Genomic DNA, 19,439 nt, shown 5'->3' with positions numbered 1-19,439 from the left:
CGGAGATCAACCCCTCGTTTTGAAAAAGGGCTATACTTTTTAATTTGTCACCTTGATGTCATTGACATAATAGTATTTCAACAACATGAAAACAGCAGCTACAGTATTTGTAGCTGCTGTTTTACTAGGTAATCTTGCATAAATAGCTCTGTAAGGTTATAAATAAACTGTAAAAATCGTATTTTTCTTATTAAAATCTAGTTGACAAATTGTGACGGAATTGTGTACACTTTAGATGACACAAAGTTGTCACAAACGGGAAAAAGAAATGTTTACGAACAGAGGGGTGCTTTTATGGTTTATTTTGACATCTTATTAGTTGCTATTGCATGCGTTAGTACGCCACTCATTGTTGCAATTATATTAGACATCTTTTATGCAGAGAAAAAACAAGTTCGTTTTTCATTACGTCGTACATCAGTATGGTATTTGTGTATGTTTGTTTTATCTTTTATACCAACAATCTTACTTATGACACACAACGTATAGTTTACTTTAAGAGGAATAGACACTTAGGGGTAAGTGAATATAAAACATATAGGAGCAGCTACAACTTTAAAATATTTGTAGCTGCTCTTTTATATGTTCATTTATAGAGAAAATTGTGTCATTATAATCATTCTATAGTTTGTTAATTGATGGTAAAAAAGTATTAAGATATACGTATTTTAAAGTGGCTCCATTGACTACTTTTACCCATTGTGTTAATTTGAGGAGGAAAAAGATAGGCAAATCTACTGAAAAGTAGAGACGCAAAGCTACAGGTCTAAGGCAATAAATGCTATGATGGCTGGGTTGCAAAAAATTGCTAGTTACGTACATATAATGCTAGTTATATTCTTTGTTGCCTATTTCTTTTTTGAAATAGGTTATTTTTTTATAAAAAATTCGATAAGGGGGAAGTAGTAATGAAGTTCTTAAAAAATGCTTCATTAAAAAACAAACTTTTACTAACAGTTACCATTATTGTTTTACTTCTAATAACTGTAATCACTACACAAAGTATTAGAGAATTAAACAATCGAATGACTGTGGATTTAGAACAAGAATTAAAAAGTGTTGGGTTATTAACAGCCATTAATCTTGATAGTGATGAAATTAAAGATTTATTGACTGAAAAAGGGGAAACCAACGCTAAATTTACAAAAGTTCAAAAACAGCTTGATAAAATTCAAAAAGAACAAGGAATTATGAGTTGGAGCTACATATGGGATGTCAAGGATGAGGGTGGCGTCAACCCGATAGGTTATACGACCAATTTAAATGATGTGTATGAAGCAGGTGAAATTTTTAAGGATTTAGCAGATGAGCATGTAGAAACAGCAAAATTAGCTATTAAAAATAACAGTACAGAGGTAACTGATATTTTCCAGGATCCATATGGTTCATGGAGAACAGTTTTTAGTCCTATTAAGGATGATAACGGCCAGCTAATAGCATTATTAGGTATTGATTATTCTGCTGATTATATTAACACCATTATTAAAACAAGTGTCACTAAACAGATTGTTATAGCTGTTATTGGTATTATCATCTTATTAATTTTAGTTTACATAATTATGGATCGTTTATTTAAGCCATTAAAGAAAGTAGTAAATGTAGCCAATCAGGTGGCAAATGGTGAATTGATTAATGTTGATTTAGAAATTACGAAGGACGAAATTGGTAATCTATCTGAATCTATTCATAAGATGGTGTCCAATCTGCAACACATTATATTAAATATAAGAAATACATCAAACAATGTATCTTCTGCAGCTAATCAGCTTACAGTGCATGCAGGTGAGACATATAACAGTTCCACAAATATAGCTCAGGATATGAGGCAAATTACACAAAATGCTGAGGCTTCTATGGTGATGACAGAAGAAACAGCTGCTGCAATGGAAGAAACAGCTACAGGTATTCAGCAAATTGCAGATTCTGCTAATACAGCAGCTGAATCATCTATTGCTGCATCTCAAGCTTCTGAACGTGGGAATCAAGTTGTTCAGCAAGTAATTACACAGATGGAGCTAATTAACGGCTCTGTGGAACAAATCGGCACAACAATAAATGGGTTACATTTCAATACGAAAAAAATTAGCGATATTGTAAGCCTTATTACAGCCATCGCAGATCAAACAAATTTACTAGCATTGAATGCCGCTATTGAGGCAGCTAGAGCTGGAGAGCATGGAAAGGGCTTCGCTGTGGTGGCTGATGAGGTAAGGCGTCTAGCAGAACAATCATCACAATCTGCTACTGAAATTTACAATTTAATTAGTACAATTCAAGCCGATTCCAACGCTTCTATTACGGTTATGGAAAAGGGTAAAGAGGATGTAAAGGCTGGTATGGAATTTACCAATGAGGTAGGAGAAATCTTTAAGGAAATTCTCACTTCGTCTGAGGAGGTTGCAAGCCAAATTCGTGAAATTTCGGCTGCGTCTCAGCAAATATCTGCTTCATCAGAGGAAGTCGCTGCATCGGTAAATAACATTAAACAATCTGCAGAGCAGTCTTCGGAATTCTCGTCAAATGTATCGACAGCAACACAAGATCAATTGACAGCAATGCAGGAAGTAAAAGAGGCTTCTTCTTCATTAGGAAAAACAGCAGAAGAATTGCAAGCACTCGTTTCAAAATTCAAATTGGAGAATAATCATCATGGAAATTAATTTTAAAGGAAAAAATGTTCTTGTTACTGGTTCAAGTAAGGGCATCGGCAAAGCTATCGCATTAGGCTTTGCCGAGCACGGTGCTAATCTCTTAATCAACTATATTGGAGATGACAAGGAAGCAGAAGAAGTTCGTACACAAGCAGAACAGTTTGGCGTGCAGGCTTTTAAATTCAATGCAGATGTATCGGATTCTCAGCAAGTGCATGACATGTATCAATATATGGATACACATTTAGGAGCAATTGATATTCTTGTCAATAACGCCGGATTTGCTCAGGCTTCAAGCATTACAGATTTGACTGACGAGCAGTGGGATAAAATGATTAAAGTGCATTTATATGGCTGCTTCTATAATTGCCGTGAAGCAGTAAAAAGAATGAAGGAACGGAACAACGGGAAAATTATTAATATCTCCTCTGATATTGGTAGCTTGGGCTGTGAAGAGTTTACGCACTATTCGGCTGCTAAAGGTGGGATTAACGCCTTTACAAAAGCTTTAGCTAGAGAATTAGCTCCTTCTATTTTAGTCAATGCAGTAGCTCCTAGTGGGACATTCACAGATATCCTTAAGGAATTTGGTGACAACTACGTAGAGGAAGAGTCCGCTAAATATCCTTTAAAACGATTAGCACAGCCAGAAGAAATTGCAAAGAGTGTACTATTTTTAGCATCAGAAAATGCGAATTTCTATACAGGCCAGCTTTTAACGCCTAATGGTGGCGTTGTTATGAATGGATAAAGCGAAAAACTAAGGAGCCATACTTATGTTAAATATAATCATCTTTAGCTTATACTTAATTTTTATTTATTATATTGGCTATAAAGGCTATAAGCGTGTCCATACTGCTGAGGATTTAATTGTTGCTGGATGGAGCATGCCGCTATCTGTCGTAACAGGAAGCTTAGTTGCCGCTTTATTAGCTGCGCCCTTCTTTTTTGCTGCTGTAGGTTCAGGCTATACTAGTGGAGGTTTTGAAGGCTCGGCAACAATGGGTGGCTTAGGCACTTGTATGATTCTTGGGGCACTTATCTGGACAAAGCCACTACGAAGATTGAAGGGATGGACATTAGCAGATTACTATGGATTAAGATATGGTAGTAAGAAGCTAGGTGCATATACAGGAGTCGTGATGGCAATAGCCTTTGGTGTCTTTAATGCGGCTGCGCTAACGGTGGGTGGAACATATATTATTCAGCAGCTTTTACAAATTGATTTCATACCTGCTGCATTGCTATTCGTATCGCTAACGGCCCTTTATTCAGTGATTGGTGGGCTCTGGGCAGTAGCCTATACGGAAATTGTACAGGGCGCTCTTGCAGTAGCAGGAATCTTAGGTATTACGATTTTCATTTTGTTCTATTATCCTGATGTTACATTTAATCCTGAATGGTGGAATATCGGTACATTATTCGAAAAGGCCGGAGCAGAGTTTTGGACGCTTTATCTTGTGTTAGCACTTGGCGACATTCCAGCAGTGGATTTAGGGCAAAGGGTAGCTGCTGCCAAAAGCCCGAAAGTAGCACAGCGCAGTATGATTATTGCTGGATCAATTATTATTGCAATTAGTTGGATTCCAGGAATGTTAGGAGAGGCATTCAAGACCATTTATCCTGATAGTTCAAATCCAGAAACATTAATGCTTACATTTGCGCAAGGGTATTTCCCTCCATTATTAGCGGCAATCTTTTTAACAGCAATGGCTGCTATGGGAATGTCAACGGTAGCTGCATGCTATGTTGCCACTTCAGGAATTGTGACAAAAAATATTTATTTAGACTTTATTAACCGTAATCCTGATCCTAAAAAACTATTAAGATTTTCTCGTACTGTTATTATTGCAAGTGCTTTACTAGGCTTAGTCCTTGCAGTGAGCTTCCAAAAAGTAATTGATTTAGCGTACTTAGCATGGGACATTATTTTTGTAACAATTTTCTGGCCAATTGTTTTAGGACCATTCTGGAAACGAGTAAGTACGCCAGCAGTTTGGGCAAGTATTTCAGTAGGGCTGGTATACTATATTGTTACATCATTGACATATGTACCGAGCCTCAATATCCAATCTGAAGGTTTCTTAGGCTTATTAAACGAGTTATGGCAGGCTCCTGTCTTCTCTGGTGTTGTGATTACAGGCATTACCATCGTAGTAGTAAGCCTGCTTATTCCTCCTACACAGCATGTACTTGAAATGCATAGGATAGAACAAGATAAGAGCTTAGATGATGTAGGAAGTAAGGAAGAGTTAGTAGAGCAATCTAACTAAAAAGAGTCTCCTTTATAAAGAAACATCCTAACGAAGATGATGTCTGTATTGTGTAAGAGCATTGAAAAACTAAATAAATTCACTTTTTTATATTAGAAATCTGTCTTTTGTTAGATTTGAAAACTAAAAAAAGTCGGTTTGTATCACATTTTTTGTGGCAAATCGACTTTTTTAGTGCCCTCGTATTGTGCAGGCATCATCTCTTTTAAGTCCACTTTTGATTTCTCTAGAGAAGCGTTAGTTTTGAAAGTTCATATACATCATGGTTTATTTTAAATACTTGTTTTATATTTAAAAATATTTTTTTCTTTTTCTAAAATGGACGTATGCTGTTCATATGTTTTGGGATTAGATGTCTCTTCAAGCTGTTGCATTAACATATCGTGAGCAATATGTTCAACTTAGAGGAAATAACATTTTATTGATTGGCCGATGACCTTATGTTTTTTTACCGTTATATGAAAATACCCATGAAAATTAAGAATGAAAAGGTTATTAGTAGAATAGAATTTCTACTATGTATGGTTGTACTGTTCTATCGATTATCTTTTTGAGGGTGGGATATAGATGAAAACTTTTTTTGTCTTTTTTCTAGGGATTATCTATTTATTACTAGCTAAAGCAGTTGAGTCGATTCTATTTAATAGGCTATATTTTTTTATAGGTTTAGGTCTCATAATTGCCGGAAGTGTCCATTACATGAAAGAGCGTAATAGATATTTAAGTAGACTAGATGATTTGAGGGATGCGAGTGAACAGGAGCTGTTGGCAATTCCCCATACACAGTGCATCCTAGCAGAGGATTACTTAAGTGCTTTATTATTAGACGAACCGACAAATACACTTTATCTCGCAAGTAGGGAAGATTTAGCAGAGGAATTAATAAAAAAGGAAATTCCCTTCAATAAAATATATGAAGTGGCAATAGTGGAGGACGAAATATTTATTGCAAGAACTAGCAATCATTTAATAAGTGGCTCTTTATTAGAGGATCAGGAGATTGAAGTGGAGGAGATAGATGAAGATGACCCTGAGTATAATACTGTCTCTCACTTAGCTTTGAAAATTGTAGCTGATAATTTATCAGACCCTATTTTAGAATATGTTTTCTTAAATCAGGATGAGCCAATTTCTAGGGAGGAAGAAGAGTACGTAGAGTCTATAGAGCTATGTGAGAAATGGTATCAGAGGATAAGTGTGATTATTAAACGTTATGAACTTGAAAGAGTACCAATTCGCCATTGGCAATAAGAATTAAAAAGCTATCTCTGCTGATTAAAATAGATCGAGATAGCTTTTTTTGATAAAAGTCGGGTAGGGAGGGAAACTGCTCAGGCGCCCCCTCGAATAGCTCGGGTAGGACAAGAAACTGCTCAGGTATCCCCCCGAACTGCTCGGGTAGGAAGGGAAACTGCTCAGGTGTCCTCCCGAAGTGCTCGGGTAGGACGTGAAAGTGCTCAGGTGTCCTCCCGAAGTGCTCGGGTAGGACGTGAAAGTGCTCAGGTGTCCTCCCGAAGTGCTCGGGTAGGGCGTGAAACTGCTTAGGGTCCTCCCGAAGTGCTCGGGTAGGGCGTGAAAGTGCTCAGGTGTCCTCCCGAAGTGCTCGGGTAGGACGTGAAAGTGCTCAGGTGTCCTCCATAAGTGCTCGGGTAGGGCAAAAAACTGCTCAGGCAGCCCCCCGAAGTGCTCAGGTAGCCCCGAAAACTGCTCAGGTAAGCCAAAGAATCGATCAGGCAAGGTAAAGTACAATCCCAGTATCCCCCGAAATCACAGTTATCAAGAAGTGACAAATTTTAGATTTTAAATTGTTGCAGCTGACTGTTTAGCTCTTCAGACATACCTGCGAGCTGACTAGCGCTTCTTGAAATTTCCTCCATAGTACTTGCGGTTTCCTCTACTGTTGCTGTTGTTTGCTCCACACCTGCTGCGGACTCTTGGGAAATCGAGGCCATTTCGTCGACAGAGGTATTGATGGACTCAGAGTTTTGGGCTAGCTTATTTAAATTTTCCGAAATCGCATTAATGTTGAGAATCATATCCTCAACAGCACCTGATATCTGTTCAAAGGTTTCATTTGTCTGATTTAATTGAGCTGATCCTTTTTTTACTTCTGCATAGCCTGATTGGAGTGCCAAGGTTACATTGCTAGTCTCTCCTTGGATGCGGTTAACGATTGTTGAAATATCTGTCACAGAGAATTGGACTTGCTCAGCCAGCTTACGTACCTCGTCAGCTACCACTGCAAAGCCCTTTCCATGCTCTCCTGCACGAGCCGCTTCAATGGCAGCATTTAAAGCAAGTAAGTTTGTTTGGTTCGAGATTTCATCAATTACAGAAACTAACTTGGAAATTTCTGCTGATTGGTCGTTTAAACTTTCGACTTTTCTCACTGAATTTAAAACAATTTCATTAATCGCGTTCATTTGCTGTGTTGATTGGATCATTAAATTTTTACCCGTCGATGTTAAATTTTGAACATGACCTGAATGCTCTTTCAATTCAATTCCTTCTTGTGTTGTGTCATGAATACTACGTTGGAACGATGTCATGGTTTCCGCTAAATCACCTGCAGTAAATGCCTGAGTTTCAGTACCTGAGGCAAGTTCCTGCATTGTTACGGTTATTTGCTCTGTTCCTGTTTGAACCTCATTGGCAGATTGAGCAAGCTCCTCGCTACTAGCTGCTACAGTTTCTGAAACAGTATGAATCGAGCTAATCGTTTGCTTTAATTTTTGATTCATTTCATTTGCGGCCAGCATTAATTGACCTATTTCATCCCGTTGATCAACAACCAATGGGTCATGCCGAAGATTTCCTTCTGCTAGTTCACCCATACGCTCTGAAACAATGGTAATGGGCTTTGAAATTTTACTTGCTGTAATAATGGCAATAACAATACCAGCAATTGTCAAGACAATACTAGCTATCGTTCCAATTGTTTTATTGCTAGAGCTAGTAGAGACAACCTCATTCCCAACCTTTGTAATAGATTCAGAACGATTATTCGCTAGTTCCTCATAACCGATGCGAACTTCTGTTACAAGGTCATTAATGGCTGTTAAATTTTGTAATGCCAATTCCTTGTCGCCTCTTTTATAGACATCAAATACTTGAGTATTTACACGATTACTCCACTCCCGTGCCATTGCTACTAGTTTTTCACGCTCCGGTGTGTTTTCAAATTTCTCTACAATACTATTGCTTTCCTCAGCAATTTGTCGATATTGATTAAACGTCTCTATGTATTTTTCGTCGCCTGATATAACATAGCTTAAAGCCGAAGATAACCGTACACTCATAGACATGGCTAAATGTTTACTTGCTGTCATAACAATTAAATCTTCGTTTACTAAGCCCTTTGCTTGCTTTTCCATCTGCGTATTGGAAATGTAAGTATAGGTCGTGAAACAAACAACAAAAACTAACAATAGAAGAAATGCACTTAATATCCTTGCTTTAAGTGTTTTAAACTGAAATATCCCTTTCATCTTTCCCATCCTTTTATTTGTTTAATTTTGAAATGCTAGCATATTTTAGTAATGTATTAACATGTAAATTATTATAGTACAAATATTATTTTATAACTAAATCAATATATAAATAAGTCCTTTTAGTGGAAAAATTTAAAATAGTTTTTTAGTACAATAATAAATAAAGGAAAATCTTGTTAGTAGTTAATTGTATATGTTCTCGAAATATTCTTGAAAAAATTTTCTGTTCGTTAAGTATTTATACCTAAATAATAAAAGCACTTGCTGCAAATGCATCAAGTGCTGCTCAGTAATTACTGTTTTGCCTTTGCCTTTTTGGCTAGTCGTTCCCATTGTAATAATGAAGGATATGGATCGAACGCCCATTCTGTACGTCCATTGAATTTATAGATACCATAATGCAGATGAGGAGGGAATTTACCCGATGTACCTTCCTTGCCATAGCCAGAGCTTCCTACATAACCAAGAACCGTGCCAGGCTCGACAATATCACCTACTTCAATATCCTTATGATAGCTACCAAGATGGGCATAATAATGATATGAATTATGATTATCGCGGATACCAATTCGCCAGCCACCAAATTGGTTCCAACCTTTTATTTCCACTACGCCATATGAAGTAGAAACTACAGGAGTTCCATAGCTAGCGAAAATATCTGTTCCTTCATGGATGCGTCGTCCACCCCAGCCTCTGTTAGCTCCCCATGTACCTCGATAACTGTAATCGTAATTCGTAGGGATTGGGAAGGTATGAGCATAAAGTTCGGTTGTTTTAAAATGTCTATACATAGTGGAAATGGTGAAGATTTGATTAACAGCTTCCTCACTTCCATAATAATCCCATAAAGCTAATTTAAAATCCTCATCAGTTGTTCCAAATTTGCTTAAAAAACTAGCCATGGAAAATATGACATCAGCATCGTCTGTTGGATTGGCAACACCATCACCATTACCATCGAGACCCATTCCTCCAAAATAGCTTATCGTTTCTGGAGAAGTATCTTCTTTTATAGGATTTAAAGGGCCTGACCAATATTCATCGGAAAATTGAATGGCGATAATACCCCCTCTTTTTGGTATGTCCTTGCGAACGGATTGCAGATTGCGCTCATATTGATCAATGGCTGCTAAGAAATGCCAGGGGATGAGTAATTCATCAAATTGGACATAATAGGTCATGCGTTGCTGTAAAATTTCTTCTTCTGAGGGTTTATCATTGGCTAAAGCAATCACAGGGCTTGTATAACTCCATAATAATATCCATGATAAAAGAAAAATAAAATGGCGATTCAATAATGGACCTCCTTTCTACCGTTAGAATAACCGAATTTTTTTTCTTCATTCAGCACTTTTTGTGGGAAAAGAAGTGGATTGCTGTGGTACGTTACTAAATTAAACTAATACTGTGGAGCAATATTTAAAATGAAAATTCGATGAAAATGATTGGCAACACCTCATTTATTCAGTGTTAACTCCATCCTAGTATGCGGTAAATAAATAGAAACAATAGGAAGAAACTTTGGCAAAGAAAAAGTAATGGGTATCATAATGTCATTTACTTCATACTATGTTATAAATCAAGCCCTGAATGGAGGGAAGGCTATTAACATTTTAGATAAAGTGAAAAGCTATCGCGAAGAAGAAAATCGGCTGAAGTGGGAAGGTACATTTGCAGATTATTTAAGCATCATTAAGGAAAGACCTGAAGTTGCACAAACAGCCCATTCACGCGTCTACAATATGATAAAAAGCGCTGGTGTAGAGGAACGCGATGGGCAAAAAATGTACGAATTTTTTGGGCATGAAATTTTTGGGCTTGAAACAGCAATTGAAAGACTGGTGGAGGAATATTTCCATCCAGCAGCACGAAGATTAGATGTTAGGAAACGTATTTTGTTATTAATGGGACCCGTAAGTGGAGGGAAATCAACAATCGTGACCCTGTTAAAACGTGGACTTGAGCAATATTCGCGGTTAGACGAAGGCGCAGTTTACGCAATTAAGGGATGTCCAATGCATGAAGATCCTCTACATTTGATTCCTCATCATTTGCGTAATGAATTTTTAGAGGAATATGGCATAAGAATTGAAGGAAGCTTATCACCTTTAAATACGATGCGTCTTGAAAAGGAATACGATGGACGTATTGAAAATGTGATGATTGAACGTATAACTTTTTCAGAAGACAGACGTGTAGGCATTGGAACATTTACACCATCGGATCCTAAATCACAGGATATTGCAGATTTAACAGGTAGTATTGATTTCTCCACAATTGGGGAGTTTGGTTCAGAATCAGATCCTCGAGCGTATCGCTTTGACGGGGAACTAAATAAGGCAAATAGAGGTATGATGGAATTCCAGGAAATGTTAAAGCTTGATGAAAAATTCTTATGGAATTTATTATCTTTAACACAGGAGGGGAATTTTAAAGCAGGTCGATTTGCATTAATTAGTGCTGATGAATTAATCGTAGCACATACAAATGAAACGGAATATCGTTCATTTATTTCCAATAAAAAAAATGAGGCTTTACATTCACGTATTATTGTTATGCCAATTCCGTATAACTTGAAAGTTAGCCAGGAAGAGCATATTTATGAAAAGATGATAAAAGAGAGTGATATGTCTCATGTGCATATTGCGCCTCATGCTTTAAAGGCCGCAGCAATCTTTTCGGTTCTCACAAGACTAGAAGTACCGAAAAAACAAGGTGTGGATCTTATAAAAAAAATGCGCCTGTACGACGGAGAAAATGTGGAGGGATTTAATTCCGTTGACTTAGAGGAGCTTAAAAAAGAGTTTCCAAATGAAGGCATGAACGGTATTGATCCACGCTATATCATTAATCGTATTTCTTCTGCTATTATTCGCAAAGAGATACCATCTATTAATGCATTAGATGTCTTACGGGCACTGAAAGATGGATTGGATCAACATGCTTCCATTTCTCAAGAGGACCGTGAAAAATACATGAATTACATTGCAGTTGCTCGTCGTGAGTACGATGAAATTGCTAAAAATGAAGTACAAAAGGCCTTTGTATATTCGTATGAGGAATCGGCAAAAACATTGATGAACAACTACCTCGATAATGTAGAGGCGTTTTGTAATAAAAATAAAATTTTAGATCCTCTAACTGGGGAGGAAATGAATCCTGACGAAAAATTAATGCGCTCAATTGAAGAGCAGATTGGCATTTCAGAGAATGCTAAAAAGGCATTCCGTGAAGAGATTCTCATTCGAATTTCTGCCTATGCACGAAAAGGTAAACGATTTGACTATAATTCTCATGAGCGATTACGAGAGGCGATTCAGAAGAAATTATTTGCAGACTTAAAGGATGTCGTGAAGATTACAACGTCTTCAAAAATGCCGGATGAATCACAGCTTAAGAAAATTAATGAGGTTGTTGCAAGATTAGTCGATGAGCATGGCTATAATACAGCATCTGCAAATGAATTATTGCAATATGTGGGTAGTCTGTTAAATCGATAAACTAGTTTGATAGGAGTGAATAGGAGTGTCCCATTTTAAGGGCCACTCCTTTTATCTTCATATTGAAAAAAACGAACATAATTGATTTCTCGAAAAAAGTTCAAGAAAGAGGATTTCTAGCATAGTATAGAAAAAGCGAATTTGAGCAGATGGGTGAGGATAAAAATGACTGAACACGAAAACAAACGCTATGTCATCTCTCAGGAAAATTGGTCCCTCCATCGTAAAGGGCACCAAGACCAGCAACGTCATATGGAAAAAGTAAAAGATGCAATCAAGAATAATTTGCCTGATTTAGTTAGTGAGGAAAGTATTGTCATGTCCAATGGCCGTGATGTTATTAAAATTCCTATTCGTTCACTGGATGAATATAAAATTCGATATAACTATGATAATTCCAAGCATGTTGGGCAAGGACAAGGAGACAGTAATGTAGGGGATGTAGTTGCTCGCGAGCCAGGCAGAGGCAATCAAGCTGCTGGTAAAGGAAAGGAAGCTGGTGATAAGCCAGGCCAAGACTATTATGAGGCTGAGGTAAGCATTGAAGAAGTTCAAAATGTCTTATTTAATGAGCTAGAGCTGCCTAATCTACAACAGAAAGAAAAAGCAGATATTAAAACTGAAAAAATTGAGTTTAACGATATTCGGAAAAAAGGTCTGATGGGGAACGTTGATAAAAAACGCACGATTCTAAATGCACTTAAGCGCAATGCGATGCAGGGAAAACCAGAAATAACACCAATTCATAATGAGGATTTACGTTTTAAAACATGGGATGAGGTTGATAAGCCTGAATCCAGGGCCGTTGTTCTTGCGATGATGGATACAAGTGGTTCGATGGGTTCCTTTGAAAAATATTGTGCAAGAAGCTTCTTCTTCTGGATGACAAAATTTTTACGTTCTAAGTATGAAACAGTGGAAATTGAGTTTATTGCGCATCATACAGAGGCGAAAGTGGTAACAGAGGAGGAATTTTTTACAAAGGGAGAAAGCGGAGGCACAATATGCTCGTCAGCCTATATAAAGGCGTTGGAGCTAATTCGAGAAAAGTATAATCCTTCTCGCTACAATATTTATCCAGTGCATTTTTCAGATGGTGAGAACATTTCGATGGATAATGAAAAGTGCTTGAAACTGGTTGGTGAGTTAATGGAAGTTTCGAGTATGTTTGGATATGGAGAAGTGAATCAGCATAATCGTTTTTCTACACTTATGTACACTTACAAAAAGATAGATGATCCGAAATTTAGGTATCATATTTTGAAAAAGAAGGGCGATGTGTATGATGCCTTAAAGAGCTTTTTCAAAAAAGATGAGGAATAAATCCGAAACGTTTCAAGCATATATGTTCAAGGGAGGGGGCAGAAAAAATGGAGATGAATGAGCTGCATCGAGCGATTGATGAAATTACGGAAATTGCCTCAGGCTTTGGCTTAGATTTTTTTCCAATGCGTTATGAAATTTGTCCAGCAGATATAATCTATACCTTTGGCGCATATGGTATGCCTACACGATTTTCACATTGGAGCTTTGGGAAACAGTTTCATAAAATGAAGCTTCAATATGATTTAGGACTAAGTCAAATATATGAGCTAGTGATTAATTCGAATCCATGCTATGCATTTTTGCTTGATACAAATACTTTAACACAAAATAAACTAATAATTGCCCATGTGTTGGCACATTGTGATTTCTTTAAAAATAATGTACGCTTCTCTAATACTAGAAGAGATATGGTGGAAAGCATGACAGCCACTGCTGAACGGATTGCAGGCTATGAAAGAGACTATGGCAAGGATGAGGTTGAAAAGTTTTTGGATGCGGTTTTAGCGATTCAGGAGCATATCGATCCATCCATTTTACGTCCAAAGCTATCCTGGGATACAGCGGATGAATTTGAAGAGGAAATTATCCCCGCAAAATCACCTTATGATGATTTGTGGAATTTAGATAACAAGGAAAAACAATCGAATCCAATTCGTCGAAAAATAAAGAAGTTTCCGCCAAAGCCTGAAAAGGATCTATTATTATTTTTAGAAGAGCATAGCCGTGAACTAGAGGATTGGCAGCGAGATGTGTTGACGATGATGCGAGAAGAGATGCTTTATTTCTGGCCCCAGCTAGAAACAAAAATTATGAATGAGGGCTGGGCTTCCTTTTGGCATCAGCGCATTATGCGGGAGCTTAAACTAACAACAGCGGAAACAATCGAATATGCAAAATTAAATGCAGGTGTAGTGCAGCCTTCAAAGACATCTATAAATCCTTATTATCTTGGTGTGAAAATATTTGAGGATATTGAAAATCGTTTTAATCATCCAACAGAAGAAATGAAAAAGTTAGGTGTTCAACCCAATTCAGGTAGGGAAAAAATGTTTGAGGTAAGAGAGATAGAATCAGATATATCCTTTATTCGCAACTATTTAACAAAGGATTTAGCGAAACAAGAAGATCTCTATTTATTTCAAAAAAAGGGTAATGAATACCGTATTACGGATAAGGAATATGAGATGGTAAGGGATCAGCTTGTTTCTATGCGTGTAAATGGAGGGTTTCCTTATATCGTTGTCAAAAATGGAGATTATCTTCGAAATGGGGAGCTTTATTTAGTACATGGCTACGAGGGAATGGAGCTAGATCCACACTATTTAGAAAATGTCCTGCCGTATATTTATCAGCTCTGGGGGCGACCTGTTCATTTAGAAACAAATGTTGACAGTAAGCCAGTGCTATATTCGTATGATGGCACAAAGAATTATAAACGAAATGTCTGAAAGAGAGTTACAGGTTGACGCTCTTTCAGACAAAAAGCTTCTATAATTGTTGGAATAAAATATTCCTCCAGATAGAAGCTTTTATTTTTCGGTGTGTCAATACTTATTCATTCTCCTCTTCATTACTTTCACTGTGGTTAGAGGATGAATGGATATCACTGTCGATAACTAGACTATCTCTTACTTTTATTCCTTGTTGACCTCCAGCCTCATCATTATCGTTCCCAGCAATACCGCTTCGACCATTTCCATCGGCGAATTGAGAGTTTACGTTTCTAGTACTGCCATTAATTGCATTTTGCCCGCCTTGGTTGGCATTAGTGCCAACATCCTTATTGATTTGCCCGCCACCCTCAGCCCTTTGTTCAAAGTGGATATCTGTATTGCCGATATTAAAAGTAAAATTGATGGTAATATGATTTTTAGCTTGATCCTTTGAATGTTCGTTATCACGTTTATGATCAGACATAGTTTTCACTCCCTTCTTTTTAGTATCATTATTAAAATATTAATGTTTTTCAAACTTACTTGTACATGTAGCCAGATAATGATAAATAATATGAGTGACTAAGACATAAATACTGAAAGATGCCCCTTATCATATAAATTTGTTAAAATAAATAGGATTTGAATATTTATAGAACTGGAACGGTGAATCAACATTGAGAACATTTAAAAAGGTTTATATAGAGATAACAAGTGTCTGTAATTTAGCCTGTAGCTTTTGTCCGCCAACTGCCCGTGCAAAGGGTCTGATAAAGGTGGAACAATTTAATAACATACTGGATGAAATACGTCCACACACAAAATATATTTATTTGCATGTAAAGGGTGAGCCTCTGTTACATCCACGGATTGACCAGCTACTTGATGCTGCACATGCAAAAGGTTTTAAAGTGAATATTACAACAAATGGTACGCTGATTAAAAAAAATCGTGAAAAGCTGCTAGGAAAACCAGCCTTACGTCAAATCAATTTCTCTTTACATAGCTTTGATGGACATGAGGGATCAGAAAATCGTGAAAAATATTTGGGAGATATATTGGATTTCGTTCGTGCTGCGCGAGAATACAATACAATTATTTCCTATCGTTTATGGAATTTACAAAAGGATCATGTCTCTGATATCGCTGCCCGTAGAAACCGTGAAACATTGGAAGTTCTAGAGAATGAATACCATCTAGACTATCGCATTGAAGAAAAAGTACAGCCTGGTAAAGGTGTAAAAATTGCCCATAATATTTATTTAAATCAGGATCATGAATTTAGGTGGCCAAGCTTACTCGCCCCTGAGGATGAAGGCAAAGGTTTTTGTCATGCTCTTCGAAGTCAAGCAGCTATTTTAGTGGATGGTACTGTCGTGCCATGCTGTCTAGATGGTGAGGGGGTCATCAATTTAGGGAATGTGCATGAGAAATCCTTTGGTGAAATTGTAGAAGGAGAGCGAGCAAATAATATTGTGGATGGTTTTTCACGGAGAGAAGCGGTTGAGGAGCTTTGTAGAAAATGCGGCTACCGCCAAAAGTTTGGTATGTCTTAATTCCTTGGTGTTTTCGAATATATAAGGAAATTTTCGTTTTGAGGGGGAGATTGCTGAATTGATGAGTATATGTGCATGATTGACTTGTATTTGTGCTAGATAGGGGCTGTTGAACGTCATAGCTTTCTAGGTGTGGTAATCTTACTGTTAAAACAGCCCCAATGCTATTGACCATTGGAGCTGTTTTTCTTTGATTGTGAATCAATCGTATCTAAAAAATCCTTCGTAATGCGTACTACGTATTTTACCTCGTCTAAATTACGTTCCCTTAATAATGAACGATGTATATCAAGCATGAGATTCTTTTCTTCAATATCAGTAACGCCAGATAATTTTTGAAAATTAAAAACTTCCTCAGGGGCAATATCTAACGCTTTTATTAGTGTTTCTAAAGTGCTCAATGTAATATTCGATTGCCCATGTTCAATATTTGAAACTCTCCCCTTGCTAAAACCTAATTTTCCCGTTCTTTCTGCGACTTCTTCCTGACTAAGTCCCTTGGATACTCTAATAATACGGAGTTGTTCACCTACTAGCTTTAAAAAGTCTGACATATGAATCACCTCTATGTAAAAAGCTAGTGAAAAACCTTGAAAATGCATATACTATTATAGTGGTATAATAGAGATAAAGTTATATTAAAATGGTACAATTGATAAAAGGAAGCTCTTATTAAGGTGAGCTGGATGTGAAAAACAACATTTATGTTTCTTTAATGAGTTTCAATGTATGTAAATTTGATGTTAGGATTGGAGGATTTAAGCATGGTTAAATGTTATCGATTAGACGAAATAGCTATAATAGAGACTGGTGAAATAGTACCGAAAAAGAAATATTTCTCAAAAAGCGGATCTCCCTTCATTTCAGCTAAATACTTAAAGCAGCTAATACTTGATGGTAAAATGGATGAATTACCAAAAATTAATTGTACATATGAAAAATATTTTAAATGTACAACAGTACCCGCGAAAACCATCATACTTACGAAGGCTAATTTAAATGCTAGCAATAAACATGTATATCAGTGTGAAGATGAGGTATGGATTGCCCATGATCTTATAGCGATTATTCCAGATGAAACGATTATTTTAAGTGATTATTTATACCATTTTCTGAACTGGTATCAAGTAAATAAAGAATGGTATCATCTATATCGGATTTCCCTCAATGTTCCAATAATAGAGGTTCAGTATAGTATGGTACAAATTTTAAATACAGTGCAGCATTTAATAAAAAATAAAGAATTTCTATTGACCAAAATAGATGGACTACCACAGTATTTTCATCAATTTACCTCGACTATAGAAGGGCAAGTAAAAAATGTATATCATGGCTTTAATCAGGGGCAGCATCTTTACAATCTTTTGTTATATAGAATTTTTAAGGGCGATTTACTCAAGGACATACATGCTACAGATTTTTTTAAATCATTCAGTATTCAGTAAAGTAAATCAGTGGTGCGAGAGAAGGTGAACCCTCGCACCGACTTTTATATATCAATAATAATGGGCAGTATCATTGGTTTTCTTTTTGTTTGTGCAAAAAGATATTGACCAACAGCGCGTTTAATTTCCCTTTTTAAGACATGAATTTGCTGTCTACCTTCTTCTTGTAGCTCATTGACTGTTTCTTTCACAAGAAAATTAACTTTTGTCAAAAGCTCCTCGAAATCTTTCGCATAAACAAAACCACGTGAAATTGTATCAGGTTCTGAAATAAATGTTCCATCAGTCTTACTAAGTGTTAAAACGATGACTAACATACCATCTTCTGAAAGCTGTTTACGATCACGTAGGACAATGCCTTCTACCTCACCTATACCTATGCCGTCTACATACGTGTCTCCAGACGGGATTTTTCGGTTTTGCCTAGCCTTAGCATTTTCAATATCAACTACATCCCCATTTTTCATAATAAAGGTATGTCCTCTTTTGACACCAACAGATTCTGCAAGCAAACGATGCTGGTGTAACATACGGAACTCCCCATGAATGGGAATGAAAAATTTTGGCTTCATTAAAGTGAGCATTAGTTTTAAATCCTCCTGATAGCCATGTCCTGAAACATGCATACCTGTATGGCTAGAGGAGCCGTAAATAACCTTTGCGCCAAGCTGAAATAAATTATCGACAATGCGTGAAACACCCTTCTCATTTCCTGGGATAGGGGATGAAGCTAAAATAACAGTGTCATCAGGTAAGATTTTCACCTCACGATGACTACCACTTGCTAGCCGTGATAGAGCTGCCAATGGCTCTCCTTGACTACCAGTACATAGAACGACTACTCCCTCCGGAGAGAGATATTTTACTTCTCGTGCATCAATTAACATGTCCTCTGGTATGTTTAAATATCCTCGCTCAAGTGCTACATCCACCACATTCACCATGCTGCGACCTAGCAATGCAAGCTTTCTATCCGTAGCGATAGTAGCATTGACAATTTGTTGAATACGATTCACATTTGAGGCAAACGTAGAAATAATAATTTTACGCTCGGCATGTAAAAATGCCTCTTCAATATGATCACCGACAAGCTTTTCTGATGGTGTTAACCCCGGTCTTTCTGCGTTGGTACTTTCAGAGATAAGAGCTAATACGCCATTTGTGCCGATTTCAGCCATCTTATGAATATCTGCAAATTGATTATTAACAGGTGTTAAATCAAATTTAAAATCACCAGTGTGTACTACGTTTCCTTCAGGGGTGTGGAAAACGATTCCTAGGCAATCAGGAATACTATGATTTGTTCGGAAGAAACTAACATCAACTTGTCCAAAGTTTAATGATGAATCGGAGTGGATTTCTACTAAATCGGTTTCTCGTAAAAGCTTATGCTCTTTTAGCTTTAATTCGATTAATCCAAGCGTAAATCTTGTGGCATAAATAGGAACATTCAACTTTTTTAGAAAGTAAGGAATTCCACCAATATGATCCTCATGTCCATGTGTCACAATTAATGCTTTAATTTTTTCTTTATTTTCCTGTAAATACGTAATGTCAGGGATGATTAAATCAATCCCCAGCAAGCTTTCATCTGGAAACTTTGCACCACAGTCAATGATCAGTATATCGTCTCCATATTGTACGACATACATATTTTTGCCAATCTCATTAATGCCACCTAAAGCAAAAATAGATAATATATTGTTTTTTATGGACAAGCGAATCCCTCCCAATTCTTTTTGTTGCTTCAGCATTATGTAGTAT

14 protein-coding genes and 1 riboswitch are annotated in these 19,439 nt (G+C 36.9%); of the genes, 9 read left to right on the top strand and 5 right to left on the bottom strand.

Features of this window, described 5'->3' with window-relative positions; translation table 11 throughout:
* Positions 1-717: 717 nt before the first annotated feature.
* Positions 718-803, top strand: a riboswitch (cyclic di-GMP riboswitch).
* Between the two features lie 105 nt (positions 804-908).
* The 4 genes from ACQKIM_RS09820 to ACQKIM_RS09805 all read left to right on the top strand — a co-directional run bounded on the left by ACQKIM_RS09820 (position 909) and on the right by ACQKIM_RS09805 (position 6,175).
* A complete protein-coding gene (locus ACQKIM_RS09820; protein ID WP_427542665.1) occupies positions 909-2,660 on the top strand; it encodes a methyl-accepting chemotaxis protein in 1,752 nt (583 codons plus the stop codon).
* Positions 2,650-3,402 (top strand): SDR family NAD(P)-dependent oxidoreductase, encoded by a 753-nt coding sequence (locus ACQKIM_RS09815; RefSeq protein ID WP_427542662.1) that lies wholly within the window; start codon positions 2,650-2,652, stop codon positions 3,400-3,402. The genes ACQKIM_RS09820 and ACQKIM_RS09815 overlap by 11 nt, the downstream gene beginning before the upstream one ends.
* Positions 3,403-3,427: 25 nt before the next feature.
* Positions 3,428-4,924, top strand: a complete 1,497-nt coding sequence (locus tag ACQKIM_RS09810; protein WP_427542659.1) for a sodium:solute symporter family protein — start codon at positions 3,428-3,430, stop codon at positions 4,922-4,924.
* Between the two features lie 567 nt (positions 4,925-5,491).
* A complete protein-coding gene (locus tag ACQKIM_RS09805) occupies positions 5,492-6,175 on the top strand; it encodes a hypothetical protein (protein ID WP_427542656.1) in 684 nt (227 codons plus the stop codon).
* 542 nt (positions 6,176-6,717) lie between these two features.
* Here ACQKIM_RS09805 and ACQKIM_RS09800 read toward each other — a convergent pair.
* Positions 6,718-8,412, bottom strand: a complete 1,695-nt coding sequence (locus ACQKIM_RS09800) for a methyl-accepting chemotaxis protein (protein WP_427542653.1) — start codon at positions 8,410-8,412, stop codon at positions 6,718-6,720.
* A 296-nt stretch (positions 8,413-8,708) separates the two neighbouring features.
* The gene (locus ACQKIM_RS09795) at positions 8,709-9,710 is read right to left on the bottom strand and encodes a M23 family metallopeptidase (RefSeq protein WP_427542650.1); all 1,002 of its coding nucleotides are present in this window, start codon (positions 9,708-9,710) and stop codon (positions 8,709-8,711) included.
* Between the two features lie 309 nt (positions 9,711-10,019).
* On the opposite strand from ACQKIM_RS09795, the gene ACQKIM_RS09790 reads away from it, so the two are divergent.
* The 3 genes from ACQKIM_RS09790 (at position 10,020) to ACQKIM_RS09780 (ending at position 14,689) form a co-directional block, all read left to right on the top strand.
* Entirely contained in the window at positions 10,020-11,915 is a 1,896-nt protein-coding gene (locus ACQKIM_RS09790; RefSeq protein ID WP_427542677.1) for a PrkA family serine protein kinase, read from the top strand.
* 165 nt (positions 11,916-12,080) lie between these two features.
* Complete coding sequence (gene yhbH, locus ACQKIM_RS09785) at positions 12,081-13,238, top strand: sporulation protein YhbH (protein ID WP_427542647.1); 1,158 nt, start codon at positions 12,081-12,083, stop codon at positions 13,236-13,238.
* 47 nt (positions 13,239-13,285) lie between these two features.
* Complete coding sequence (locus ACQKIM_RS09780; protein WP_427542644.1) at positions 13,286-14,689, top strand: SpoVR family protein; 1,404 nt, start codon at positions 13,286-13,288, stop codon at positions 14,687-14,689.
* A 103-nt stretch (positions 14,690-14,792) separates the two neighbouring features.
* Here ACQKIM_RS09780 and ACQKIM_RS09775 read toward each other — a convergent pair whose 3' ends face one another.
* The gene (locus ACQKIM_RS09775) at positions 14,793-15,158 is read right to left on the bottom strand and encodes a hypothetical protein (protein WP_427542641.1); all 366 of its coding nucleotides are present in this window, start codon (positions 15,156-15,158) and stop codon (positions 14,793-14,795) included.
* 193 nt (positions 15,159-15,351) lie between these two features.
* Here ACQKIM_RS09775 and ACQKIM_RS09770 point away from each other — a divergent pair, with 193 nt between their 5' ends.
* A complete protein-coding gene (locus tag ACQKIM_RS09770; protein WP_427542638.1) occupies positions 15,352-16,230 on the top strand; it encodes a radical SAM/SPASM domain-containing protein in 879 nt (292 codons plus the stop codon).
* 164 nt (positions 16,231-16,394) lie between these two features.
* Here ACQKIM_RS09770 and ACQKIM_RS09765 read toward each other — a convergent pair whose 3' ends face one another.
* Positions 16,395-16,784 carry a helix-turn-helix domain-containing protein gene (locus ACQKIM_RS09765; RefSeq protein WP_427542635.1) on the bottom strand — a complete coding sequence of 130 codons (390 nt, stop codon included), beginning with the start codon at positions 16,782-16,784 and terminating at the stop codon, positions 16,395-16,397.
* Between the two features lie 210 nt (positions 16,785-16,994).
* Between ACQKIM_RS09765 and ACQKIM_RS09760 the strand changes: the two genes are divergently transcribed.
* On the top strand, positions 16,995-17,675 hold the full coding sequence (locus tag ACQKIM_RS09760) for a restriction endonuclease subunit S (protein WP_427542632.1): 681 nt from the start codon (positions 16,995-16,997) through the stop codon (positions 17,673-17,675).
* 44 nt (positions 17,676-17,719) lie between these two features.
* Here the strand turns inward: ACQKIM_RS09760 and ACQKIM_RS09755 are convergent, their stop codons facing one another.
* Positions 17,720-19,429 carry a ribonuclease J gene (locus tag ACQKIM_RS09755; protein WP_427542629.1) on the bottom strand — a complete coding sequence of 570 codons (1,710 nt, stop codon included), beginning with the start codon at positions 19,427-19,429 and terminating at the stop codon, positions 17,720-17,722.
* Positions 19,430-19,439 lie beyond the last annotated feature (10 nt).

It is taken from the genome of Lysinibacillus sp. NPDC047702 (genome assembly GCF_050272555.1).
Classification (GTDB): domain Bacteria; phylum Bacillota; class Bacilli; order Bacillales_A; family Planococcaceae; genus Lysinibacillus.
Note: the sequence above shows the minus strand (reverse complement) of the source record. Positions and strands in the feature narration are given on the sequence as shown.